This is a genomic window from Verrucomicrobiaceae bacterium, from assembly GCA_016713035.1.
Lineage (GTDB): Bacteria > Verrucomicrobiota > Verrucomicrobiia > Verrucomicrobiales > Verrucomicrobiaceae > Prosthecobacter.
Genome location: JADJPW010000003.1, coordinates 53,061 through 75,574 on the forward strand (window position 1 = coordinate 53,061; position 22,514 = coordinate 75,574).

22 protein-coding genes and 2 pseudogenes are annotated in these 22,514 nt (G+C 58.6%); 14 read left to right on the forward strand and 10 right to left on the reverse strand.

The window, feature by feature from the left end:
* Positions 1 to 96 precede the first annotated feature (96 nt).
* Positions 97 to 1,647: a hypothetical protein gene (locus tag IPK32_11425; protein ID MBK8092561.1), complete on the forward strand. Its 1,551-nt coding sequence runs from the start codon at positions 97 to 99 to the stop codon at positions 1,645 to 1,647.
* 210 nt (positions 1,648 to 1,857) lie between these two features.
* Here IPK32_11425 and IPK32_11430 read toward each other — a convergent pair whose 3' ends face one another.
* Positions 1,858 to 2,007 carry a hypothetical protein gene (locus IPK32_11430; GenBank protein ID MBK8092562.1) on the reverse strand — a complete coding sequence of 50 codons (150 nt, stop codon included), beginning with the start codon at positions 2,005 to 2,007 and terminating at the stop codon, positions 1,858 to 1,860.
* A gap of 297 nt (positions 2,008 to 2,304) precedes the next feature.
* Between IPK32_11430 and IPK32_11435 the strand changes: the two genes are divergently transcribed.
* Positions 2,305 to 2,646 (forward strand): helix-turn-helix domain-containing protein, encoded by a 342-nt coding sequence (locus tag IPK32_11435; GenBank protein MBK8092563.1) that lies wholly within the window; start codon positions 2,305 to 2,307, stop codon positions 2,644 to 2,646.
* A complete protein-coding gene (locus IPK32_11440; GenBank protein ID MBK8092564.1) occupies positions 2,589 to 3,338 on the forward strand; it encodes an IS630 family transposase in 750 nt (249 codons plus the stop codon). Before IPK32_11435 ends, IPK32_11440 begins: the two co-directional genes overlap by 58 nt.
* A gap of 293 nt (positions 3,339 to 3,631) precedes the next feature.
* On the opposite strand, the gene IPK32_11445 is transcribed toward IPK32_11440, so the two are convergent.
* Positions 3,632 to 3,940, reverse strand: coding sequence for a hypothetical protein (locus IPK32_11445; protein MBK8092565.1), 309 nt, complete (start codon positions 3,938 to 3,940; stop codon positions 3,632 to 3,634).
* Positions 3,941 to 3,977: 37 nt separating this feature from the next.
* On the opposite strand from IPK32_11445, the gene IPK32_11450 reads away from it, so the two are divergent.
* From IPK32_11450 to IPK32_11465, 4 genes and pseudogenes are all read left to right on the forward strand, one after another.
* On the forward strand, positions 3,978 to 4,904 hold the full coding sequence (locus tag IPK32_11450) for a transposase (GenBank protein ID MBK8092566.1): 927 nt from the start codon (positions 3,978 to 3,980) through the stop codon (positions 4,902 to 4,904).
* Between the two features lie 5 nt (positions 4,905 to 4,909).
* Positions 4,910 to 5,317, forward strand: coding sequence for a transposase (locus tag IPK32_11455; protein ID MBK8092567.1), 408 nt, complete (start codon positions 4,910 to 4,912; stop codon positions 5,315 to 5,317).
* Positions 5,245 to 5,838 (forward strand): annotated as a pseudogene (locus IPK32_11460) (IS630 family transposase). The gene IPK32_11455 and the pseudogene IPK32_11460 overlap by 73 nt, the downstream one beginning before the upstream one ends.
* Positions 5,839 to 6,018: 180 nt before the next feature.
* Positions 6,019 to 6,087, forward strand: a complete 69-nt coding sequence (locus tag IPK32_11465; protein ID MBK8092568.1) for a hypothetical protein — start codon at positions 6,019 to 6,021, stop codon at positions 6,085 to 6,087.
* Positions 6,088 to 6,178: 91 nt separating this feature from the next.
* Here IPK32_11465 and IPK32_11470 read toward each other — a convergent pair whose 3' ends face one another.
* Both IPK32_11470 and IPK32_11475 read right to left on the reverse strand, forming a co-directional pair.
* Positions 6,179 to 6,859, reverse strand: a complete 681-nt coding sequence (locus tag IPK32_11470) for an IS5 family transposase (GenBank protein MBK8092569.1) — start codon at positions 6,857 to 6,859, stop codon at positions 6,179 to 6,181.
* A 336-nt stretch (positions 6,860 to 7,195) separates the two neighbouring features.
* The gene (locus IPK32_11475) at positions 7,196 to 8,335 is read right to left on the reverse strand and encodes an IS1380 family transposase (protein MBK8092570.1); all 1,140 of its coding nucleotides are present in this window, start codon (positions 8,333 to 8,335) and stop codon (positions 7,196 to 7,198) included.
* A 320-nt stretch (positions 8,336 to 8,655) separates the two neighbouring features.
* On the opposite strand from IPK32_11475, the gene IPK32_11480 reads away from it, so the two are divergent.
* The 6 genes from IPK32_11480 to IPK32_11505 all read left to right on the forward strand — a co-directional run bounded on the left by IPK32_11480 (position 8,656) and on the right by IPK32_11505 (position 15,111).
* Entirely contained in the window at positions 8,656 to 9,552 is an 897-nt protein-coding gene (locus IPK32_11480) for an amidohydrolase family protein (GenBank protein ID MBK8092571.1), read from the forward strand.
* Between the two features lie 498 nt (positions 9,553 to 10,050).
* Positions 10,051 to 10,260: a transposase gene (locus IPK32_11485; protein MBK8092572.1), complete on the forward strand. Its 210-nt coding sequence runs from the start codon at positions 10,051 to 10,053 to the stop codon at positions 10,258 to 10,260.
* A gap of 625 nt (positions 10,261 to 10,885) precedes the next feature.
* Entirely contained in the window at positions 10,886 to 11,965 is a 1,080-nt protein-coding gene (aroB, locus tag IPK32_11490) for a 3-dehydroquinate synthase (protein MBK8092573.1), read from the forward strand.
* A gap of 39 nt (positions 11,966 to 12,004) precedes the next feature.
* A complete protein-coding gene (locus tag IPK32_11495; GenBank protein ID MBK8092574.1) occupies positions 12,005 to 13,504 on the forward strand; it encodes a sulfatase-like hydrolase/transferase in 1,500 nt (499 codons plus the stop codon).
* A gap of 34 nt (positions 13,505 to 13,538) precedes the next feature.
* A complete protein-coding gene (locus IPK32_11500; protein MBK8092575.1) occupies positions 13,539 to 14,645 on the forward strand; it encodes an NAD(P)/FAD-dependent oxidoreductase in 1,107 nt (368 codons plus the stop codon).
* The gene (locus tag IPK32_11505; protein MBK8092576.1) at positions 14,623 to 15,111 is read left to right on the forward strand and encodes a hypothetical protein; all 489 of its coding nucleotides are present in this window, start codon (positions 14,623 to 14,625) and stop codon (positions 15,109 to 15,111) included. The genes IPK32_11500 and IPK32_11505 overlap by 23 nt, the downstream gene beginning before the upstream one ends.
* Before the next feature lie 48 nt (positions 15,112 to 15,159).
* Here the strand turns inward: IPK32_11505 and IPK32_11510 are convergent, their stop codons facing one another.
* Complete coding sequence (locus IPK32_11510) at positions 15,160 to 15,570, reverse strand: RNA-binding S4 domain-containing protein (GenBank protein MBK8092577.1); 411 nt, start codon at positions 15,568 to 15,570, stop codon at positions 15,160 to 15,162.
* 83 nt (positions 15,571 to 15,653) lie between these two features.
* Positions 15,654 to 17,051 (reverse strand): sulfatase-like hydrolase/transferase, encoded by a 1,398-nt coding sequence (locus IPK32_11515; GenBank protein MBK8092578.1) that lies wholly within the window; start codon positions 17,049 to 17,051, stop codon positions 15,654 to 15,656.
* A gap of 345 nt (positions 17,052 to 17,396) precedes the next feature.
* Between IPK32_11515 and IPK32_11520 the strand changes: the two genes are divergently transcribed.
* The gene (locus IPK32_11520; protein MBK8092579.1) at positions 17,397 to 18,455 is read left to right on the forward strand and encodes a murein L,D-transpeptidase; all 1,059 of its coding nucleotides are present in this window, start codon (positions 17,397 to 17,399) and stop codon (positions 18,453 to 18,455) included.
* A 10-nt stretch (positions 18,456 to 18,465) separates the two neighbouring features.
* Here the strand turns inward: IPK32_11520 and IPK32_11525 are convergent, their stop codons facing one another.
* From IPK32_11525 to IPK32_11540, 4 genes and pseudogenes are all read right to left on the reverse strand, one after another.
* Positions 18,466 to 19,506 carry a VWA domain-containing protein gene (locus tag IPK32_11525; protein MBK8092580.1) on the reverse strand — a complete coding sequence of 347 codons (1,041 nt, stop codon included), beginning with the start codon at positions 19,504 to 19,506 and terminating at the stop codon, positions 18,466 to 18,468.
* A gap of 57 nt (positions 19,507 to 19,563) precedes the next feature.
* Entirely contained in the window at positions 19,564 to 20,448 is an 885-nt protein-coding gene (locus tag IPK32_11530; protein MBK8092581.1) for an NAD(P)-dependent oxidoreductase, read from the reverse strand.
* Between the two features lie 128 nt (positions 20,449 to 20,576).
* Positions 20,577 to 21,315: pseudogene (locus IPK32_11535) on the reverse strand (MBL fold metallo-hydrolase).
* Between the two features lie 113 nt (positions 21,316 to 21,428).
* The gene (locus IPK32_11540) at positions 21,429 to 22,307 is read right to left on the reverse strand and encodes a methyltransferase (GenBank protein ID MBK8092582.1); all 879 of its coding nucleotides are present in this window, start codon (positions 22,305 to 22,307) and stop codon (positions 21,429 to 21,431) included.
* Between the last annotated feature and the right edge of the window lie 207 nt (positions 22,308 to 22,514).

Sequence of the window (22,514 nt, forward strand, 5' to 3'; positions counted from 1 at the left end):
AGAAACGATACTGGGCAAAAAACGCTGCGTCATGACCGTTGGGATGCGCCCCACATGCTCCGCGTTCATTTTCCCTGCTCCCACTTGGCTGTTTTGATGGCCTCCATGCTCTGGATGGCCCATGCCGCTGCCGTAGCTGCCGAGACCGCCGTGCTGAAGATCCAGACCCGGACAGCGCAGATGAAGTATGACACCTCCGAGCTGCTCTTAGCACCAGGACAGCCCGCACGGCTGATTTTTGAAAATGGCGACGACTTGCCCCACAACATCGTTTTTTGCCAACCCGGCACCGATACCGCCGCCATGAGCAATAAGCAGATGGAAAAGCCGGAAGAGGCCCTGAAGCGCAACTGGCTACCCGATGACCCACGCATCTGGCTGCACACCCGCATGCTCAATCCGCATGAAAAGCAGGAGCTAGCCTTCACCGCACCCCAGAAGCCAGGCACCTACCCGTATGTCTGCACCTTTCCCGGACATGCGCTGACGATGCGCGGGGAGCTGCGTGTCGCCCCTGCGGGCGAAGGCCTGCAAGATCTGCGCTTTGCGCTCTATCTGGGGGATTGGCAGACGCTGCCAGACTTCCGCAAGCTCAAGTCACACCGAGAAGGCGTGGTCGAAGACAATCTCCTCCAAATCAAGCTCGACGACTACAAGAACGAATTCGGCGTCGTCTTCACCGGCAAGCTCAATGCTCCCAAGACCGGCAATTACCGCTTTTTCCTCTCCAGCGATGACGGCGGCAGAATCCTCATCGACGGCAAAAAAGTCGTCGAGCACGATGGCATCCATCCCGCCAGCGACATCCAAGAAGGCTCCATCAAGCTCGAAAAAGGCCCGCACGAGATGCGCCTCGAGTATTTCCAAGGCGGCGGCAACATCGAGCTCTACGCCGCCTGGAAAGGAGCCGACTTCCAGATCACACCCCTCTCGAAATGGCGGCATCCAGCCTGGCAAGGCGGCACCAAAAAGAAGCAAAAGGAATTCGATCCCATCCCGCTCGCTGTGCGTGATGAACCGGTCATTTATCGGAACTTCATCGCTGGCGCAGGCAATCGCGGCATCGGTGTGGGATTGCCCGGCGGCATCAATCTCGCCTGGAGTGCCGAGAGCATGAATCTAGCACTCCTATGGCGCGGAGCCTTCATGGACGCCGCGCGGCACTGGAACTCACGCGGCGGCGGCCACGAGAAGCCACTCGGCTACGACGTGCTCCAACCCACCGGCGAGGTCACTCCCGCCTTCTTCATCACCGAGAAGCCTGATGCCCAATGGCCAGCGTGGGACAAAGCACAGCGCTACCAGGGCTTCGAGTGGAGCGGCTACACACTCGATACCCATCGTAGCCCGATTTTTCGCTACCAGTGGCAGACCTTAGCCGTGGAAGAGAGCTACACCGCCCAGGGCGATGGCAACAAACCCGACGGAGCCCCCATCCTGCACCGCCGCATCAAAATCAGCGGCCAAGCGCCTGCCAACGCCTGGTTCCGCCTCTCCACCGGCCCCCTGCGAGAGGAAAACGGCAACTTCCACTGCCAATCCGGCCCCATCCACTACCGCATCCAGTGCCCCGATGCCCGCATCGCCGGAAAAAACCTCGTCCTCCCCGTCAAGGCCGGTGAATTCACCGTGAAGTATCTCTGGTGAGGAGAGTGGGGGATATGTCTGTCTGATTAAGGTAACGTAAATAGGACAGGACTTTCGGTGCTGAACACGTGGTCGGCGGCGGGTGCGTCACTACCCGCACGTCCTGCGGTGCAAGCTTACGATGTGGTGGATCTTCTTGCGATTGACGATCATGCCCTGGCCATTGATAAGTAGGGCATGCGTCATGTGCATGCATTAGTTGGGATGAGCTTAGATCACAGCCCGGATGGCCTCGACGTACATGGGATTGCATTGTGGCTCGAGCTGGCGGCCACGCGGCTGGTAATAGGTGGTGGAGAGTGCCGCACCGAACTGACGGCACAGCACGATCACTGGCACTGGCGGGGGGGCGCGACTCAAGAAGTTAATTTTTGTATGGCTACCACGAACCAAGCATAGCGAAATAGACAGCTTAGAGGATCTCATTTCAAAACTGGCAAATCCCTTCCGGTAAGTCCTTACCTTGATAGCGAGGAGCCTTTGTGAATCATGCAGGCGGGCCGTATAGACCGGTTCTCAAAAATAATGTCATATTGAGGCTGTACTTTTTAGAATTGCGGTAATTATTAATCCGGCACTTTGATAGCGCACCTCCCACGCAGGGAGAACCGGCTGATTTGATGTTCTGTCTTGATGCCGGATTAATAATAGGCGGCGGTGGCCCGCCCGTGCATCACACTCAATCTCGAAAACGCGACCTTGGAAGAGGTCTGCGTGGCGATGGATTGCTCACCCACGAAGAAGGGCTTTCGTCGGCTTCAAGCGCTGCGCTGGCTTTATGAAGGCAAGAGCCGCGAGCAAGTCGCTGACCTCTCAGGCTTCAGCCTGCGGCAGGTTTTGCGCTTTATCCAAGCCTTCAATCTCGCCGGCCTTGATGGTCTCATTCCTGGGCGTAGCAGCGGCCGTCGCCGAATCCTGCCCAAGGAACAAGTGAACGAAAAATTCTGCCTCTCATCGAAGATCCGTCGCTGGCTGGACAGAGCCACTGGACTGCGGTGAAGTTGCACGGCTGGATCAAGCAGAACCTGCAAACGCAGCTCGGCTACAGCACCACCGTGCGCTATCTCCACGAGCACGATTACCGCCTCAAAGTTCCGCGCCCCTGGCCGCTCAACCAGGATGAGGACAAGCGCCAAGCCTTCTGCCAAAAGCTCCAGCGCTGGGTGGCCGATCCGAGCGTCGACCTGTGGTTCAGCGACGAAAGCGGCTTTGAAGGCGATCCGCGCCCGCGCCGCACCTGGACCAAGATCGGCAAGGTGCGCCACTCACCTTATCTCGGCGAGCACATCCGCTACAATGTGTTTGGTGCCGTGCGGCCCAAAGATGGAAGGCTCGGCGCACTGCTCTTCAACCTGTGCGACAGCGTCACTTTTCAGGTGTTCCTTGACACTCTGGCCGAAGAGAATCCGCACGTGGCAGGACGCCGCGCCATCCTGGTGCTCGACAACGCCTCATGGCACAAGACCAAGAGTCTTAACTGGCACCACTTTGAGCCCGAGTATCTGCCACCACGCTCGCCCGATCTCAACGCCATCGAACGCTTGTGGCTGCGCATGAAGGCCGACTGGTTCAACGGCTGGATCGCCAAGACTTCCGAGCAACTTCAGGACCGTATCATCGAGTCCCTACGCTCTTTGTTCGACCAGCCATCCATCCTTCAGTCCCAGTGCCGCCCAAAGACGCGTTTATGACATTCTTTTTGAGAACCGGTCTAGCCACAATGCCGCTAAGCAAAAAAAGCGAAGAGGGGCGAAAAGAGTGCTGTACAACTGAGTAGCTGAGTCAACTAGCGGTAGATGGTAAAGCCATCCAGCCCACCGCGATACGAACATCATCTCTCTGCACGCATCCGCAAAAACTCGGCGTCGAGCAGTTGCCCGAGGAACTGCGGGCAGAGCCAACGCACCAAGGGCCGCGACGCAAACTTCTCGGTTGGCAACTCATCGCCGGCATGGTCGCCCAAAGTCTGCACGCTTGCGGCAGCCTACAGCAGATCATCGGTCGTTATTTTGCTGTGCGCATCAGGCTCCGCGGCGCTAAGCCAGCGTCGTTTGAAGATATCCACCCAAGCTTTCGATGCCTGCATGCGCCACTCCCTGGTGCCGCTAGCCTGTGAGCAGCGGCATCCAGCGTGTTTTTCGCCGGGCTGCGCTTGGTCGGCATCGACGGTGGGCAGTGGAACCTGCTTAACACCGTGCAGATCAACGCCCAAGTGCCCAAAAGCCGCAGTCGTCGTGCGCAGGCAGCCTTTGCCAAGCTCTCCATGAGCACGCTGGTCGAGCTCGGCACCCATGCACCGCTGGCCGTATCGATGTCACTGGGTGCGCTCAATGAGAAATCGCTGGCCGATCCGCTGCTCGCCGCGCTACCAGGCTCGCAGCCTGCTCATCGCCGACCGCTATTACGGGCAGGCTCCGATGCTCAAAGAACTGCAAAAACATTCGCAGCGCACGCAGAGTCACTTTTGGTCCGAGTGCGGCAAAAGCTCTCCGTGCGGAGTGCAAAGCGTGCATGCCGATGGCAGTGCGGAGGTGGTGGTGAGTCTGCGCGAGCGTGAGAGCCCATGCGCAGACTCGTCAACAACAGCTCCGTCCAAAGCTGACGAGAAGCAGACACCCGAGGCGAACAAAGCGCGGGGCCGCCCGCGCAAACATCCGCCGATGCGCCAGAGCGAGTTGCCAGTGCGCGAGATCGTGGGGCGAGTGCGCAACGCCGCTGGAGAGTGGGTGAAGGTGCGGCTGTGGACGAGCCTGAGCGTGCAGCAGGGCAGTGCGCGTGAGTTGTTGGCGTTGTATGCGAAGCGCTGGGAACAGGAAGTCTTTTACAAAGAACTCAAGCTCGTGCTTCACGGAGGGCATTTGCTCAGCGCACAACGCACCGAGACAGCACAGCAAGAACTCGCCGCGCTCCTCATCGCCAGCTCACTGGTGGCTGAGGAGCGACTAGCCTGCGCACAGAGCAGTGAGGATGAAGAAGTCCGGCAGGCAGGAGCGCTGCGCATCAGCATGAGCCACTGTTTGGAGCACACCGTAGCGCTGCTACTGGTGCTGGAGGCAGCGCAGGGCCTCATGGACGAGGCGGCACAAGGAGTGCTGGTGCGCCGAGTGCGAGAGCAAATCGCCCAAGCCGCGTTGCCAGCGCGACGAAGACGTAGTTGCCAGCGCAAGGTGCGACAGCCCGTGAACAAATGGCCACGCCTGCTCTCGACCTCTTCTCTCCAAGCCAGCGACGATCTCATCATCGACCCTTTTGCTTAGCGGCATTGGGTCTAGATCTTCGTCAACGCATTATCAGCACCTGCGACCGCGGTGAAGGCACGCAGGAACAGATTGCCCGGCGCTATGGGGTCTCCTATGGCATGGTCAAAAAGCTGCTCCAGCAGCGTCGCAAGACCGGCTGCATCAAGCCTCGACATCACCTTGCCGGACGCAAAAAGAAGATCGTGGCCGAACACCGCATCGCCATCCGCAAGCAACTCCAGCGTAAACCTGACATGACCCTGGCCGAGTTGCGCGATGCCCTGGGGCTGGAGTGCACGCTGCCCGCCATCCACTATGTGCTCGTGGATATGGGGCTGACATATAAAAAAAGACGCTCCGCGCCGCTGAACAAGACCGCGAAGACGTCGCCAAAGCGCGGCGGCAGTGGAAGCGCAAGCAAGGCGGGCTAGAGCCCTGGCGTCTGGTGTTCCTCGACGAGAGCGGAGCCAAAACCAACATGACCCGATTGAGAGGGCGTGCACCGCGAGGCAAGAGGTTGCATGCCGCAGCGCCCTGCGGCCGCTGGCAGAGCACGACGATGATCTCCTCCATCCGGCTGGATGGCACCACGGCCTGCATGCATCTGCCGGGAGCCGCCGACACGGCAGCCTTCGTGACCTACCTCGCCGAGGTGCTCTGCCCGACGCTGCGCAGGGGCGATATCGTGGTCATGGATAACCTCGCCGTGCACAAAAGCCCGCAAGTGGCGGCATTGATTGAAGCGGTGGGAGCTGAAGTAAGGTTCCTGCCAGCCTACTCGCCGGACCTCAATCCGATTGAGAAGATGTGGAGCAAGATCAAAGCCTCTCTGCGCAGCACCGAGGCCCGCACTCCTGAGGAGCTCGACCAGGCCATCAGCCTCGCCTTCTCAAGAATCACAGCCAAAGATGCCGCTGGTTATTTTAACTCTTTCGGTTATAGAATTATTTAAAAAGCTCTAGCTCTTCATCTTCAGTCTCTCTGCCTCCAGAAGCTTGAAGCATGTACCGCCTACACCTCTTGCGTGAACCCAATGCGATACCATACCGCATCACGGCCAACTTGTCACCAGATGGGCTGGCTTCCCCCCTAGATGCCTTGATGAATTTGATGTGCATTCTGGCGACGGCCAGTGTTTAATGGCAAAGCTACAGTGACGATGTTTGAGATAACCAAGCTGGTGAATAAGCACATCAAGTAATCATCGTTAACACCAATCACTCCGATCATCGGGCGGCAGGAAACTGCTACCCGATTTTTTTATCGTTCTCACTAGGCGGTGTATTCGCAAATCAAGCCAGGAGAGTTCTGTCCAGGAGTGCGGCGAAAGTGATGAAGCCAGCGAAGGAAGAGGCTGTTTTCTCCGAACGCATGGCAAGCCTCTTGTGAGCCTTCATGTGCTGGAAAAAGTTTTCGACGAGATGGCGCGTGGCGTAGTTCTGGCGGTCAAATGGCTGTGGCTGCTCGTCGAGGGTCTGGTAGCCTTTGCGCGGGATCGTGCTGCCAGCGGCCCCGTGCTCCATGAGTGCCTGACGAAACGCTAGGCTGTCGAAGCCTTTGTCGCCCACCACATGCGTGCCGCGAAAGGACTCAAGCATCAGGCGGACGGCGGTGAGGTCGTGGAAATTGCCCGCGCACAGCACGAAGTCGCAGAGCAGGCCGTCTTCATCAACGGCAGCCAGCAGCTTGGTGGTCATCCCTCCACGCGACAGCCCGATGGCCTGCTGCTCACGCCGCAGCTTAGGTCCTTGCAGACCGTGCTGATGGACTTTGATGTAGCTACCATCGACATGTCGCAGCAAGCCCTTGGCCTTCTTGCCCAACCACGCCACCAGCGCGTCCCACACCCCGCAGAGGCACCAGCGCCTGAACTGCGAATAGACCGTTGTCCAGAGCCCATAGCGCACAGGCAGGTCTCTCCATGGATCACCAGTGCGTAGGATGTGGAAGAAAGCCTCCAGATGCAGAGCCACGATTTTAGGCCTGCGCCCTCTTCGCCCTGCCCAGCGTTGTTGCACTACAGAATGAATGAAGAAGCCCTGTCACGCAGGGCGGTTTGCAGACTCCGGGTCAGTTTGTTGAACCCGGATTATGCAATTGAGTAAGCGAACGGCGGTGGGCGAGCCTCGATTTGGCGGAAGATAGCGTCCATCCAGGGACGTTTTTTGCCAGGCAGTGAGAGCTTGAGCACTCGCTTTCGAGCGTGTTGTCTGACCCAACCGCCTATTGCAAAGTAATAGGATCGCAGCGTCGCCAAGGTGGCTTGATTGTGACTATTGAGTCCAAAACGCCGGAACAGACTCATCAGATTATAGGCTACCATGATGAAGCGGAACGAGGCCTCCGTGGCCCAAAGCCGAGCCTGCCCGGCGGGCAGCGAGACAGACTGCACGCAGTGCAGCCCGCAGGGCGAGGGAGCCGTGAGGCGGCGACCGAGTCAACTCCTGAAGGCAAAACGCGTCGAGCCCGAAGTCTTGCTTCAGTTCCTTGATCCTGTTCTCGCAGTCGGCCCGGCTGTTGTAGATGTTCCAGACCTGATCGAGCGGCAGGTCGAGATTGGTCACATACAGGCTAAAGCGGTAGTCGGGCAGGTCGTCGAAGAGCAGCTTGCCTCCGGCCTGTGGACGGCGACTGATCTGCTTACGCACCACAATGTGCCGACGCGCCTTGGCCTTCGGATCGGCTGGCTGATGCCGCCACTCTTTGACTGCGATGCCGGGGCAGATTTCCACCCAGTCCTTCATGCCGTGGACCTCGTTCTTGATGTTGGAGTAGGCCCGCGCGGCGATGATGTAGTTGAGGCTGCGCTCTTCCAACGCGCTCAGGATTTCGTCGGTATAAAAACCGCTGTCGCCACGCACGAGGCCCACCTTCACTCCCGCGAGCGCCTCATCGAAAGTCTCGCGCATGAACTCGACGCAATTGGAGCACGCTGCCGTGTTGCCCGGGCGCAGCCATGCGTTGGCTACCATGCGTGTCTGGCTGATGAAGGCCATGAGCGGATGGTGCGAGTTGCGCCCTTTGCGGTTGGGGTTGTAGCCCTTGGCAGCGCCTTCCTGGCTGCCATCGCGCGTGATGACCGTGCTGTCGAAGTCCACCGTCACTGCTCCCACGTTGATTTGCGCAAAGAACCACTTCTGTAATGCTGGGAACACCACCGTGTTGCGCGCATGAGAGAACTTGCCGAAGAACCGGCTGTAGGTGCTTTGGCTTGGCAGGCTCTCATAGCCAAAAATGGCTGCAAGCGTTTGATCCTGGCGCAACCAATCGCAGTGGATGTAGCGGCTAGCCCCCGTCCAGATGCCAAGCCAAAAGCTTTCGATGATCTGCACCGAATCATACGCTCGATTCGACCCGCCTTGAGGCAGATCCAAGGTGGCCAGATGTTCGCGGATACCAGTCTGATCCACAAAACGCTTCATCAACGCCATGCCGCCAAAGGGCGTCACAGGCTTGTCGGAGTATTCAATCGGTAGATTCACCATCACGGTGATTCTGCCACACGCGTCAATCCCTCGTAGTAACACCCCTTCGCTTCACTCCAGCTACTCTATTGCATTATCCAGGTTGAACATGGCAGCCTTTCAACTTCAGCCCTGCACCAACCTTGCAGAAAATGCGTTCCATTTGCGAAGACACCGCCTAGATTAAGCCGCCCAATTCTGATGCAGTAAACTCTTCTATATTGAGCCAGACATTTGAAGCTTTGGTCCTTTAACCCAACATTGCCATGCACCGTCGTCACTTTCTACGATCCACTGCTGCAGCCATGAGTGCGTCTGCCCTCTCCTCCGCATCTGCTGCTGCACCCATCGCGAGCCGAATCATAGATACGCATACTCATTTCTATGACCCTACACGCCCCCAGGGGGTGCCGTGGCCTGGCAAAGGGAGTAAACTGCATCGTAAAGTGATGCCTGCCGATTGGCTGGCACTTGCAGCACCGCATGGCTGTCACGAGACGGTGATCGTGGAAGCCAGTGCGTGGGTGGAGGATAACCAATGGATTCTCGACCTCGCCGCTCAGGAAAAAGCCATCGTAGGCTTCTGTGGGCATCTTGAGCCAGATACAGACTTCTCCAGGCATTTGAAGCGGTTTGCAGCCAATCCCATCTTTCGCGGAGTGCGCTGGAGTGGCGTGGCATTGAGTGATCCCTCCAAAGCGCAAGCCATACAAGCCAGTGCTCATTTGTTGGCAGATCATGGACTCCAACTCGATGTGAATGGCCCAGCGACCTCCTTGCCAGCACTCGCAAAACTAGCGAAGGAAGTCCCCGCTCTGCGCATCGTCATAGACCATCTCGGTGCTCCTGGTGATCCTGCCTCATTGCGGCCCGAGTGGAAGCCCGCAATCCTCAGCGTCGCCAAGTTACCAAATGTTTTCATGAAGGTATCTGCACTCGTCGAGCAAGTGAAGTGCCCAGAAGGTCAAGCGCCGCGTGAGGCGAGCTATTACCTGCCAGTATTGGACCACCTGTGGGAGAGCTTCGGTCCTGATCGGCTCATTTACGGGAGCAATTGGCCCGTGAGTGACAAGGGAGGGAGCTATGATGTCGTTTTCGGAATCGTACGTGAATACTTCGGCAGCAAAGGGAGTGAAGCCTGCGAAAAATACTTTTGGAAGAACTCTCAAGCTGCCTACCGCTGGGCGGAAAGGCGGGAGTAAACTTTTTTTCACCTTGGGTGAACAAAATCGTGGCCAGATTGCCAAAGAGAGAACCGTGCTCACCGGCCCTGCTTTCTCATTCTTGAATATTGCCAAATAACTGAAAATAAGGCAAAAAGCTCAAATAATTCGGAAAAGATAAATTCATGAATCTTCGCTCCATAACTTACTGGCTAGTCTGCTGCACGCTGGCTTTTGTCGCCACACATGTGGCACCATCAAAGTCTTTCGGATCGACACTGGCTGCTGCCCCAGCGGGTATTCAGCACCTCCTGCCGGTGCAGGATCCACACCGTACAATACCGCTTTTTATGGGGTATTAGCGATGGCCTTCACCTACCGACGTGCGTGGCTAAATTGGAAAAACATCCGCGCAAAGGCCTGATCTCCGATTAGGCAGCTGGTTTTCGTGCCACCACGATCATGTGGCGGCCGAGCAATGCGGTATCAGTGGCGCAGATCTTCCAAAATGTCCGCTCCTCCTCCGTGTGAGCCTTTTTGAGCCGACGCTGGCACCACCACCGCGCAGGCCAAGCAAGCGCTCATGGAAAACGCACTTATGACGAGCATTTCAAATGCGACGCTGTCGCATTTCTTAAAAGCGGCCGCAAGGCCGCTCAGTTCGCCCGCGAACTGGGTATCTCCCCTTGTAACCCACGCGATTGGAAAGAACGCTATAGCAATGGAGATCGCCTCCCTGCGCCGTGAACCCGACTCAATCCGCGCCCAGAATGACATTCTATAAAAAGCCTTGGCCATATTAGCCCCGCAAGAAGCCATCGCTACACCCTCATCCAACACCACCACCACGAGCAGCCGCGCATGAACCTCGCCAGAGCCTGGCACACCCTCGGTGTCAGCCGCAGCGGATACCTTACCCACCTGCGCAAGCATCAACGCCCACTCCTCCGCCAAGTCTCGCTGCTCGCTAACGATATCTTCACCACCTTCAACGCCAGCTGCGGCACCTACAACTCGCCACGCCTTGTGGGTCTAGTGCCTGCGCCATGGCAACAACCTCATCGTCAGGCAACATGCCGCGAGCAATACCTTCGCGTGCATCAGAAGCGCCCTCAGCTTAAATTCCCTTGCCTCCTTTAAGTAAGTTATCCAAAGCAATCAAACCCAATTTCCGTGTCTACGTATTCGACGAAAGCTTCCCCCTGCCCATGCCAAAGCACACGCAGAAAAAAGCCCCCATTCGCCGCATCATTGAGGCAGATTGAGCATTGAACATCGAGCCTGGAACAACCAAAGTCACCGTAACCTGACACTGGCGCATTGGGCTGGATCGGGCCTGCCTCACTCTTCACCCACCAAATCTTCTCGTATTTTGAACTCTGTTTTTGTGAATCTCGGGCCGCGTAGCTACGCGGTGCATGTCGGTGGTGGCTTGCTGAAGTCGCCGGAGCTGCTGAACCATGAAAAGCTGGCCGAGCGCACGAAGTGCGCTGTGATCACCGACTCGAATGTGGGGCCACTTTATGCCGATACCATGCTGGAGAGTCTGCGTGCGGCTGGAAAGCAGCCCCAGCTCATCACCGTCCCTGCGGGTGAGGCATCCAAATCGCTCATCACCGCGCAGGATGTCCTGGGCGAGATGGCGCGAGCAGGGCTGGACCGGAAGAGCTTTGTGGTGGCGCTGGGCGGGGGTGTCATCGGCGATCTCGGTGGATTCTGTGCAGCGATTTACCAGCGTGGCATTCCCTATGTGCAGGTGCCCACGACGGTGCTCTCCCAGGTGGATAGTAGTGTGGGCGGAAAAACAGGGGTGAATCTACCAGACGCCAAAAACATGGTCGGTAGCTTCCACCAGCCGCTGCTCGTGCTCGCAGACACGGATACATTGGCCTCTCTGCATAAGCGTGAGTGGAATGAGGGCTTCGCTGAAATCATCAAACATGCAGCGATCCGAGATGCGGCGATGTATGACGTGATCGACGATGTGGCCGATGGCCGGGGCGATCTGGCGGAGCTGATCCGCCGCAATGTGGCCATCAAAGCACGGATCGTCGAGGCAGATGAATTTGAAACCAGCGGACTACGTGCGCTGCTGAACTATGGTCATACCCTCGGCCATGCCATTGAGGCCGCCGCCGGTTATGGAAGGCTGCTGCACGGAGAAGCCATCTCACTGGGTCTGCGAGCCGCGTCCTGGCTCTCCATGCGTCTGAGCGGGCTCCAAGCGGAGGCCCATGATCGCATGGTGGCTCTGCTACAGAAGTTTGAGCTACCCGTGGTGCTGGGGGCAGACTTTGAGACCGCAGAACTCATGCGCATCGCCCGAATGGACAAGAAATTCGAGAAAGGCCGCGCCCGCTTCGTGCTTCTACGCCAGCCAGGAGACGCATTCGTCAGTACCGAGGTGACAGAAGCCGATATGGAGGCCGCCTTGGCCGAGTTACGACGATAAGACCTCTCGCGAACCCATTGGGCCTGCTGTGGCGACAGAATGTTTCAAGTATTGGACCCGTTCACTCCTAGGCTCATGCAAAACTCACTTTTTCATTCACTCGTCTATCTTGTCTTTCTGCTAGCAGGCGTGCTCCAGGCTCGCGTGCCGAATGTGGTGCTCATTTTGGCGGATGATCTGGGGTATGCGGATCTGGGGTGTTATGGGGCGGAAAAGATTCGCACGCCGCATCTCGATGGCCTGGCGGCGGAGGGGATGCGGTTCACTGGCTTTTATGTGTCGCAGGCGGTGTGCAGTGCCTCGCGGGCATCTCTGATGACGGGCTGCTATGCGAACCGCGTGGGGATGCAGGGTGCGCTGAATCATACGAGCCGTGAGGGCATCCATGCAGATGAGCTTTTGCTGCCGGAGATGCTGCATGCGGCTGGCTATGCCACGGCGGCGTTCGGGAAATGGCATCTGGGCACGCGCCCAGCATTTCATCCGATGGTGAATGGCTTTGATGAGTTCCTGGGCATCCCTTACTCGAATGACAACAGCAAGTACCATCCATCCCTAGCCGCAGAGATGCCGCCACTGCCGCTCTATGATGGAAAGGCAGTGGTGGAGACCGATCCTGATCAGTCGCAGTTCACTCGGCGCTTCACCGAGCGTGCGGTGAGCTTCATCACGAGGAACAAGGAGCGGCCCTTCTTCCTCTATCTGCCCCATGTGATGCCGCATGTGCCCATTTTTGCTTCAGCGGAATGGCGTGGCAAATCTGCTGCTGGACTGTATGGCGATGTAGTGGAGGAGCTCGATGCCTCTGTGGGCCGTGTGCTCACCACACTCAGGGAGCATGGCCTGGAGAAGGATACGCTGGTGATTTTCTTCTCGGATAATGGGCCATTCCTCAGTTACGGCAATCACGCGGGTTCCGCAGCGCCGCTGCGTGAGGGGAAGCTCACGAGCTACGAGGGCGGTGTGCGTGTTCCATGCCTGATGCGCTGGCCTGGGCACATCCCAGCGGGAAAAACCTGTGCAGAGGCCGTGATGGAGATGGATCTACTGCCGACGCTGGCAGCTCTCTGCGGTGGCACGCTGTCAAAGAATCCACTCGATGGCAAAAACATCCTGCCGCTGCTGGAGGATCGTGCTGGGGCCACGAGTCCGCATGAGGCATTGTTCTTTTACAGCGGCGATGAGCTGCAGGCCGTGCGCAGTGGGCGCTGGAAGCTGCACTTTGCACATAGCTACATCTCACCAGGCGATGAAACGGGCCGCGATGGCAAACCGGGGCGATTTGGCCGCCTGAAGCCGCAATCCATCACGCAGAGTGGTGTGGCCGGCATCGCCACACGACATGGCTACATCGTCCTGGAGCAAAAAAAGGCGCTCTACGACCTCCAGGCCGATCCAGGAGAAAAAACCGACCTTTCTGCTCAGCATCCAGAAATCGTCTCGCAGCTCGAAAAGCATGCTGAGGCCATGCGAGCCGATCTGGGGGATTCACTCACGAAAACGCCTGCCACAGGAGCACGTCCACTGGGGCGTGATTGAGTGCCTAGAGTCCCTTTTTCCCGCTACCACCGCTATGAAACGCCGCTGCCTTTTGCGATCCGCGCCAGCGTGGCTGCTGGGCTCCTGCGGACGCCAGAGCGGCATCGCGGGTAGCATCGTGGGCGGCTCACATGCTCGTGGGCATTTGCTGCGTGGCGCAGCGATGCCGAAGGTCGATCACCATGAAAAGGCAGATGTGGTGATCGTGGGTGGAGGTATCGCGGGACTCACTGCGGCTCGGCGCTTGGCAAAAATGGGCATCGAAAAGATCACCGTGCTCGAACTCGAGTCTCAGTGCGGCGGTGCCTCCATTTCTGGCAAGAATGCCGTCAGCGCTTACCCTTGGGCGGCGCATTATGTGCCCCTGCCGGGTCGCGACTGCGTGGAGGTCCGGCGCTTCTTTGAGGAATGCGGCATCATCACAGGCCATGATGCCGCAGGGAGGCCGATCTATGATGAAATGGCACTCTGTCATGATTTGCAGGAGCGGCTCTTCATCCATGGCGAATGGATCGAAGGCCTCAATCCTGCTGATGGTCTGCCAGAGAAAGAAAAGGCGCAATTTGCCGCATTCACGGCAGAGATCGCTCACTGGCGGGAGAAGCGCGGTCGCGATGGGAAGCCAGCCTTTGCCTTGCCTGTCGATGCCTCCAGCCAAGATGCAGAAATTCTAGCGCTCGACACACAGAACATGTCTGCGTGGATGGATGCACACGGATTCAGCAGTGAGGCGCTGCGCTGGAGTGTGGATTATGCCTGCCGAGATGACTTTGGCGGGAGTTCTGATGAGGTGTCTGCATGGGCGGGCCTGCATTACTTCGCTAGCCGCACTGGTGAAGCCGCCAATGCCGAGCCCGAGACCATGCTGACATGGCCAGAGGGGAATGGGCACCTGGTGAAGCTGATCACCCAAGACCTACCCGCCACCCGAACAGATGCGCTAGCCTACGCTGTCGAGGTGAATGGGCAGGGAGCCTCGGTGCTAGCGCTAGAGACTCAGACAGGCCGTGCTATTCGCATCGACGCACGCGCAGTGATGCTCTGCGTCCCACGTTTTGTCGCACGCCGACTGCTCGATCCACGGGCGGCCTCCGCTGATCTGGTACTCGCCCTGGGTGGTGGCCAATCTCACGCTCGATGAACTACCACCGTCTCCTGGTGTGCAGCCCGCGTGGGACAATGTGGTCTTCCGTGGTGCCTCATTGGGCTATGTGAATGCCACGCATCAAAACCTCACCTCCGTGCCGCGTGAAACCGTGATCACGCACTATGAGGCACTCTGTGGCACCGCCCCATCAAAGAGTCGCGAGTGGATGCTGACGCAAACACATGCGCAATGGTGTGAGCGCGTGCTACATACGCTAGCGGCCCCGCATCCACACCTCGCAGAGCAGGTGCAGAGCATCGACATCTGGCTCTGGGGGCACGGCATGATCCGCCCAGTGCCCGGATTCATCAGCGGGCCGCTGCGGGCAGAGATGCTCCGCCAGACGCCGCCCGTTTTTTATGCTCACAGTGACATGAGTGGCATGTCTCTCTTTGAAGAAGCCTTCACACATGGCGAGCGGGTAGCGAATGCACTCGGGAGCTGGCTAGGGATGAGCTAGAGGACCGATTTGAGTGCCAGCCAGCGAGATGGCTCGTTTGCAGGCCAGTTATAGGCTATTTTCGGCCTCCCAGAATTCACGTAGCACACGGAGTTGTTTTTTGTTCGGTTTGGCGATTTGGGCGTGCTCGGGCGGGTTGATGAGTCGTTTCTCGCGGCGGATTTCGGCGGCTTTTTGCAGCCACTCTTCGGGGGTGATGTTTTCGCAGAAACGAGGAACAAGCGGAGCACCGACTCGGCTCGCGGGTGCCGCGATCATGCGTAGCCGGAGGCGTAAATCACCGCGCTGGACTTCCAGCACATCACCGGGATGCAGATCCCGTGAGGCTTTGATCGACTGGCCGCCGAGGGTGACTTGGCCCCTGGCACAGGCTTGAGTGGCGAGAGAGCGTGTTTTAAAAACGCGGACATGGTGGAGCCATTTATCAGCGCGGAGAGTGGTGGCAGGCAGTTCTGGCATGCGAGTAATGAGTCCAGATGATCGGAATAAATGCCGCAATGGCAAATGAGAGAGGAAGCCTCCGACTTTACCCGTCGGATGCCTCAATAGTCACGGAATGGGCCACGGGGCTCACTGGCGTCCATCTCCGCTTTCCAGGTGCGAAAGCTCTCACGCAGTTGTTGGACGATTTCGGGGTGCTGGGCACTGCGGTCGTGTTTTTCAGCGGGATCTTCTCTCAGATCGTACAATCCGCCACCTTTGGAGGATTCGATCCATTTCCAGTTTTGATGCCGCACGGCTTTGTCGCTGCGGCGCTGCCAAAACATGGTCTGGCGTGGGCTTTTGGCTTCACCACGCAGGACGGGCAGCATGTTGTGGCCGTCGAGTTTCAGGCCTGCGGGGGCTGGGGCTCCTGAGATGTCGAGGAGTGTGGGGACGATCTCCAAGGCAGTGAGGAATTCATCGGTGATGCGTCCTGAGGGCAATTTGCCCGGCCAGTTGGCTATGAAGGGAACGCGTAGCCCGCCCTCCCACATCGTGCCTTTGCTGCCTTTGAGTGGGGCGTTGCCGCCATTGCCACTGCCACCATTGTCCGACATGAAGAGGATGAGGGTGTTGTCACGCTGGCCGCTTTTTTCGAGCGATTCGACCAATGCGCCGATGGCATCGTCCATGCAGGTCACGGCGGCGTAGTAGCGGGCGAGGCGCTCATCCTCGACTTTGCCACGATACATGGCGATGTATTTTTCCGGAGCTTGGACACCTTCGCCCTTTTTCTTTTCCCCTGTCACTGTGCCAGGGCCGAAGCTGGAGGCACCATGCGGGGCATTGAATGCGAGGTAGAGGAAAAAGGGGCGATGGCCTGCATGGTCGCCGATAAAGCGTAGTGCCTCACGGCGGAAGATATCGGTGATGTAGGTGCCGCGATCTTCCTGGGTGCGCTCATTGCCGCGAAAGAGGGAGGGCACGCCGTAGCGCTCATGGGTGTAGTAGTCGATGCCGTTGTTGCCGTGGCCGTAAAAGAAGTCGAAGCCGCGCTGAAGCGGCAGGTAGCGCTGGGCCTGGCCCATGTCCCACTTGCCGACACAGCCCGTGGCATAGCTGGCGCTGCGCAGCAGATCGCCGAGGGTCTTTTCACGCACATCGAGGCCGAGTGTCATCTCTGGGGAGATGGCGTATTCGTCTGCCTCAAATCGGTGCCCGTAGTTGACCATATCGTTGCGCACCATGTCATAGAGGCCATTGCGCTGTGGGTAGCGCCCCGTGAGCACGCTGCCACGGGAAGGTGTGCATGCGGGCCAGGTGACGTAAAACTGCGTGGCTCGCACTCCGCCTGCAGCGAGTTTATCCAGATTCGGGGTGATGATGGGTTTGCTCCCGATGCAGCCCAGGTCTGGCCAGCCCTGATCATCGCTGAGGATGAGCACGATGTTTGGCGGAGCCCCAAGAGCCGTGGATACGACGAGGAAGGCGATGAGGGCAGCAAGGACGCGATTCATGACCCGTGGAGAACGTCCGTGCGACCTGATTCCAGCATGCATTTGACTTCACCAGCGCCCGCTGCGGCCTGCGGAAATCTTCCTTTTTGAGTTTTGGCCTAAAAGTTGCGTGTATCACGCGTTTCGCCTATATCCGCCGCCTTGAAGCCTCGACCCATTGAGATGAAGACATCCCTCCGTGCCCTGCTCCCCCTGCTGGCCCTCACTTGCTATGCTGCACCAGATGCTGTGACGCCCACCGGTAGCGTAACAGTGCCTGCGGAAGCCACTGCACCTGTGCCTCTATCGGTGCCTTTGGCCCCCGCCTTTGTGCAGCCAGATAAAGCGGAGACGGTGGCCTTTGCGATGCCTGATCCATTGCCGAAGGCTCCTGAGCCCATCGAGCCGATCTTGCGGCTGCAAATTTTCCTGGATGGCAAGCTCTTTGGTCCGGGCAAAGTCGATGGCCGCCCCGGCGAATTCACCACCAAGGCCCTGAAGCGCTATCAATCGGCCAATGGCCTGCCGGAGACGGAGCTAGAAGGCCACACACTGGATCTTTCCGCAGTCACAGAGCCTTTTACGACCTACATCATCCGCCAGGAGGACATGCAGTTCATCGGTGAGGTGCCAGGGAAGCCTGCGCTCCAGAGCAAACAGAAGTATCTGCCGTATGAGTCGTTGCTCGAGTTTCTCACGGAGCGTTACCACACGTCACCGGATCTCATCACGCATCTCAATAAACCAAAGAAGATGAGCTCGCTGAAACCCGGCGACGAGGTGCGTGTGCCGAATGTGGATCCCTTTAAGATCGAGGAGCTCTCCATCGCCACGGTGCCAGAGACGCCGGCCTTTGAGACACGGGTGCTGCGCATCGACACGCGTGAGAAGTTACTCGCCCTCTACGAAGGTGAAAAAATGCTCGCCAGCGTGCCGATCACACCCGGCTACGGCCATCTCGCCACGCCACCCGGCACATGGAGCATCGTCGGTATCGCTCAGATGCCCACCTTTCGCTGGGACAAGAGTGTCCTGGAATACGGCGTGCGCAGCAAGGAGGCCTTCGAGCTGCCCATCGGGCCGAACAATCCCGTCGGCGTCATGTGGATCGGTCTGAGCAAGCCCGGCATCGGCATCCACGGCACGAATCAGCCGCAGACGATCGGGCGCAGCGCAAGCCACGGCTGCATGCGCACCGCGAACTGGGACGTCATCCGCCTTTCCAAGATGATCACCAAGCGCATGCAGGTCGTCATTGAGGGGCCAAAGCCCCTGCCCCGCCCTCCACCCTCCGTCGCCAAGAAAGAAAGCAAGCCACAGCCCAAGGCCACAGCCCCCAGGACCGTCTCACGTCCGGCCACAGCCGTGCCGCAGCCACCTTCCGAGAAGAAGTGGTTCCAGTTCTGGAAGAAGAAGACGCCCTAATCCCGGTGCCTCAACCAGCGACTGGAAGAGGCTTATCCATCCCGCGTGGGAGGGGTGGTGGCCGAGAGGAGAGTGCCCATGCCGCGATCAGAACGCCCACCCCCAGGCCCAATGGCCAGGCGAAGTGCTCTAGCGGCTTTGTTTGCACACGCGAGGCACTCTCTTGCTCACGCAACCGCGCTAGAATGGGCGCGATGGCACGGCGGTTTATCGGTTCACTACCCAGTCGGAAATACATGCCACCCGTGGCGCTGCTGATCTGCTGGAGCACGGCTTTGTTCAGTCGTGTCTGCACCACGGTGCCATTCACATCGCGCACATAGTCTGTCGGGTTGTTTGGATCGGGGATCAGAGAGCCGTTTTCCGTGCCTACACCCACCGTGATGACATTCACGCGGGCTTTGGTCATTTTCTGAATCGCAGATGTCAGCGCATCATCCACCTCACCACCGTCACTGAAGACGATGAGCACGCAGTTGCTCTGCGGCAGCGTTTCCGCCACGCGGGTGGTCAGATCCAGCAGATCGGCCACATTGCTGCCACCGCGCTCGATGATGGTATGATCAAAATCATCCAGCGACTCCAGGATCGCCTCATGATCGGTGGTCAGCGGAGCCTGGAGATAGGCCATGCCAGCGTAGGCTAGGAGGCCGATGCGCTCGCCACGCAGCTCCCCCACCAGCTCATGCACCGCCATTTTGGCCCGCGTCAGCCGGTCTGGCACGAGATCCTTCGCCAGCATCGAGCGTGAGGTGTCGATAGCGATGAGAATGTTCCGCCCTTTATCAGGCACATCGGTCTTTTCAGTGCCAAGCTGGGGTCTCGCGGCAGCGATGATCATGCAAGCGAGCGCCACCATGTAGAGTGACCACAGCAGCCAAGACTGCGCCGCCGAGCGACCTGTCACCAGCAGCGGGCGCATCCTAGCCGCCACAAAAGCCTGCACCGCACGCGACTCCCGCCTACGCAGCCACAGCCGCGCCAGCAGTAGCAGTGGCACTGCGAGCAGCAGCCAGAGCAGTTTTTCATGAGCGAAAGTGAGCGTATTCATGCAGAGGCGGCACCAAAGCGCCGATCCACGGCGCTGTCGAGGCTGTGCCAGCGTTTATCAGGCGTGGCGGCCTTTGAAAGTCAGCTCCGCGATGCCGCTCTTATCGAGTCCACCGAGGCCTAGCGTGACCATTTTGGCATATTGCGCCTGAGTAGCCGTGTTCAGCGGTAGATTCAGCCCAGATTCCGTCGCCAGCCCAGCCGCGATGCCACTGTCCTTCGCCGCATGCTCAGCAGAGAACCAGCAGTCATGCTCCCGTGCCACCATATCGGCGGCATCCGTCTCCAGCACACGACTATTGGCACCCGTTTGGCTAAACACCTCACGGATCAGGCCCAGATCATGTCCCAGTGCTGCGGCCAGGCCTAGCCCCTCGGCCAGGCCAGCGGTATTGATATTCATGACCATATTCACCAGCGCCTTCACCTCGGCTGCACGGCCAGCACCACCGATGAAGCGGCGATTCACACTCATCTGCTCGATCATGGCTTTCACCTGCTCATAGACAGCTTCATCACCGCCGAGCATGAGGTAGAGCTTCCCTTCCCGTGCATGGCTGATGCTGCTAGCCATGCAGGCCTCTAGGCTGCTGCCTCCGGCCTTTTTTGCCGCGTCATAAACCTCACGAAACACAGCCGGAGAGAGCGTCGCGCAGTTCACAAAGATTTTGCCCGCAGCACCCACCAGCAGATTGTCCCCAGCATTGAAATAGATCGCCCGCATCGCGACATCGTTGGTGATGACGGTGAAAATGACATCTGCGGCGGCAGTGACGTCTGCCAGCTTTGTGCAGGCTTTGCAGCCCAGCTCGGCGGCTAGGTCAGCGGCAGCCTGCGCATTCACATCCAGCACGGCGGTGACACTGTAACCACACTCTTTGAGACGACGCGCCATGTTGGCACCCATTTTACCGACTCCGACGAAAGCGACTGTTTGAGACATATGATTTGGAATGATTGAATTGAGGAAGCTGAGTTCTGTACTGATGAAATAGGCCGCTATTATCCACAGATTGCGCCGATTTCACGGATTGAGTCCGGAGGGCGAAAAAAGCCCGCCACACCGGGACATCACTTGAATTCGGGATAGAAGGGATTGTGCGCCTTCTCCTCGCCGATGGAGGTCAAGGGCCATGACCAGGGCAGACGACGGCATCATCCGGTAGGGTGAAAAGTTCCTTGCGATTGGTAGCGAGTGCCTCGGTGAAGGAAACACCGCCCCCACCCATGCTGGAGGCAAAAAGCGCATCTCCCACGATCACCACCGGCCGCTCCAGACCACGAATGACGTAGCTGATGCCCCCCTTCGAGTGCCCCCAGGTGCTCCGTGGCTCGATCCGCAGCCCACCCGTGTCCCAGCCCTCCGTTTCCGCCACAGAGAAGGTCTTGGCCCCTGGGCAGCTTTCCTTCTCATGCACAAAAGCAGGCACCACACCGCCCGTGAGGCCCGACAGATCCGCGATGTGATCTGGATGGGTATGCGTGATGAAAACGAGGCTCAAGTTCAGCCCCTGCTCACGTAATTCACCAACATATCGCCATGCGTGGTGGTGAACTGCGCCAGTCCAGGCAGCGAAACCTCTGCCGGAGCCCACTCCCCGCGTGCCATGCGGATCAAAGCTGGCCCATGTAGGCCCAAATGCGGCGCGATGGCACTCAGCACCTCTTCACAAACCTCCCCGCCCCGCACCGCGCTGATCTGCGCCTCCGTCACCCCGGCCTTCGCCGCCAGTTGCGCATCGGACAGAGCGAGTCCGCGCATGGATTTGGAGATCACGTCATTAAATAAGTCTTCGAGAGCGAGAGGCATAAGGGGAGCAACATTGAACAAAGAACGCTCAACATCCAACATCGAATTTCGAGCCCCGCGCACCTTCGGCACCCAGGAGCCTCCGATTCACCGAACCTCCTTCCCCGTAGCCGCTACGGTTGAAAACCCATCGCCAGTTTCACCGCCGAGTATTCGGGATGACAGCCCCCGGCCTTGGTCCGGACAATCAAGGGTGGTTCATCCCATGTCTGGCCCCGAAACCACTCCGGCAAGTCTTCCGCACGCATCATGGCAAAAACGGCAATCAAGGGCTCATCGCCCTCTCTGAAAATGACCGGACGCTTGCGCACGATGACCAATCCCGCCTCACGCGCCCCTTGTTGCACACGCTCCAATTGATGCGGCGCATGAGGGAACACACAGGCAAACAGACCTCCCGTGGCCAAATGTTTCGCGGCCGTTTTGCAATAATCCACCACACTCCCCCGCACCTCAAATCGGCAGGCCCGTTTCTGGGGATGTTCACTCACGATGCCATCCGTCTCGGGCCAATACGGCGGACTCCCAGTGACGAGGTCGAATTTCTCATCCTCCCGAATCACCCCCGGCTCCCGAAAGTCCCCCTGCCGGATCTCATACCGATCCACCAGCCCATTGGCCAAAGCCGAACGGCGGGCCAGCGCCACACTCTCCGCCTTGGCCTCCACGGTCACAAATCGAGCACCCGGACAACGCCACGCACAGATCATGCCCACCGTCCCGATGCCACTCCCCAGATCCAGCCCCGTTTTCACCGTCGGAGCCCACGAAGTCCCATACCACGCCGTCAGCGCATCATCCGTGGAGAAGCGATGCCCGTTCTCCAACTGCAAAACCCAAAAATGGCCACAAAGCGCCGCGCATGATTCCCCCTCGCCCGCCACCGGCACCGCCGGTGGTATCGGGCCCGGCTTCGCCCAGCCTTTGAAAATGGTTTGAACCTGATCCTTCATTTTCCAGATGTGGACCACCCCAGCCAGAACGGCAAACATTCTGTTTCGGATGCTCGAAAACACATGCTCCAAGATCCTCAGAACCCTCCTCATCCTCCCGGTGAGAAGGTCAGTCCTCCGAGCAATCCGCCTCCGCCTCCCACTCCGCCTCCAGGAAGCCGCAGAACTCTACCACAGAGGCACAGAGGTTCACAGAGTTTCATGTTCCTTGTTCTTGGTTCCTGGTTTGAGCCTTCTTGCTCTCGC

Excerpts from the sequence above, each read along its gene's own strand:
- IPK32_11450 (MBK8092566.1), top strand. The coding sequence starts at position 3,978 with ATGAGAAATCGCTGGCCGATCCGCTGCTCGCCGCGCTACCAGGCTCGC.
- IPK32_11495 (MBK8092574.1), top strand. The coding sequence starts at position 12,005 with ATGTTTCAAGTATTGGACCCGTTCACTCCTAGGCTCATGCAAAACTCA.
- IPK32_11445 (MBK8092565.1), bottom strand. The coding sequence starts at position 3,940 with ATGGGTGCCGAGCTCGACCAGCGTGCTCATGGAGAGCTTGGCAAAGGC.
- IPK32_11510 (MBK8092577.1), bottom strand. The coding sequence starts at position 15,570 with ATGCCAGAACTGCCTGCCACCACTCTCCGCGCTGATAAATGGCTCCAC.
- IPK32_11525 (MBK8092580.1), bottom strand. The coding sequence starts at position 19,506 with ATGAATACGCTCACTTTCGCTCATGAAAAACTGCTCTGGCTGCTGCTC.
- IPK32_11480 (MBK8092571.1), top strand. The coding sequence starts at position 8,656 with ATGAGTGCGTCTGCCCTCTCCTCCGCATCTGCTGCTGCACCCATCGCG.
- IPK32_11425 (MBK8092561.1), top strand. The coding sequence starts at position 97 with ATGGCCTCCATGCTCTGGATGGCCCATGCCGCTGCCGTAGCTGCCGAG.
- IPK32_11500 (MBK8092575.1), top strand. The coding sequence starts at position 13,539 with ATGAAACGCCGCTGCCTTTTGCGATCCGCGCCAGCGTGGCTGCTGGGC.
- IPK32_11515 (MBK8092578.1), bottom strand. The coding sequence starts at position 17,051 with ATGAATCGCGTCCTTGCTGCCCTCATCGCCTTCCTCGTCGTATCCACG.
- IPK32_11520 (MBK8092579.1), top strand. The coding sequence starts at position 17,397 with ATGCCTGATCCATTGCCGAAGGCTCCTGAGCCCATCGAGCCGATCTTG.
- IPK32_11530 (MBK8092581.1), bottom strand. The coding sequence starts at position 20,448 with ATGTCTCAAACAGTCGCTTTCGTCGGAGTCGGTAAAATGGGTGCCAAC.
- IPK32_11540 (MBK8092582.1), bottom strand. The coding sequence starts at position 22,307 with ATGTTTGCCGTTCTGGCTGGGGTGGTCCACATCTGGAAAATGAAGGAT.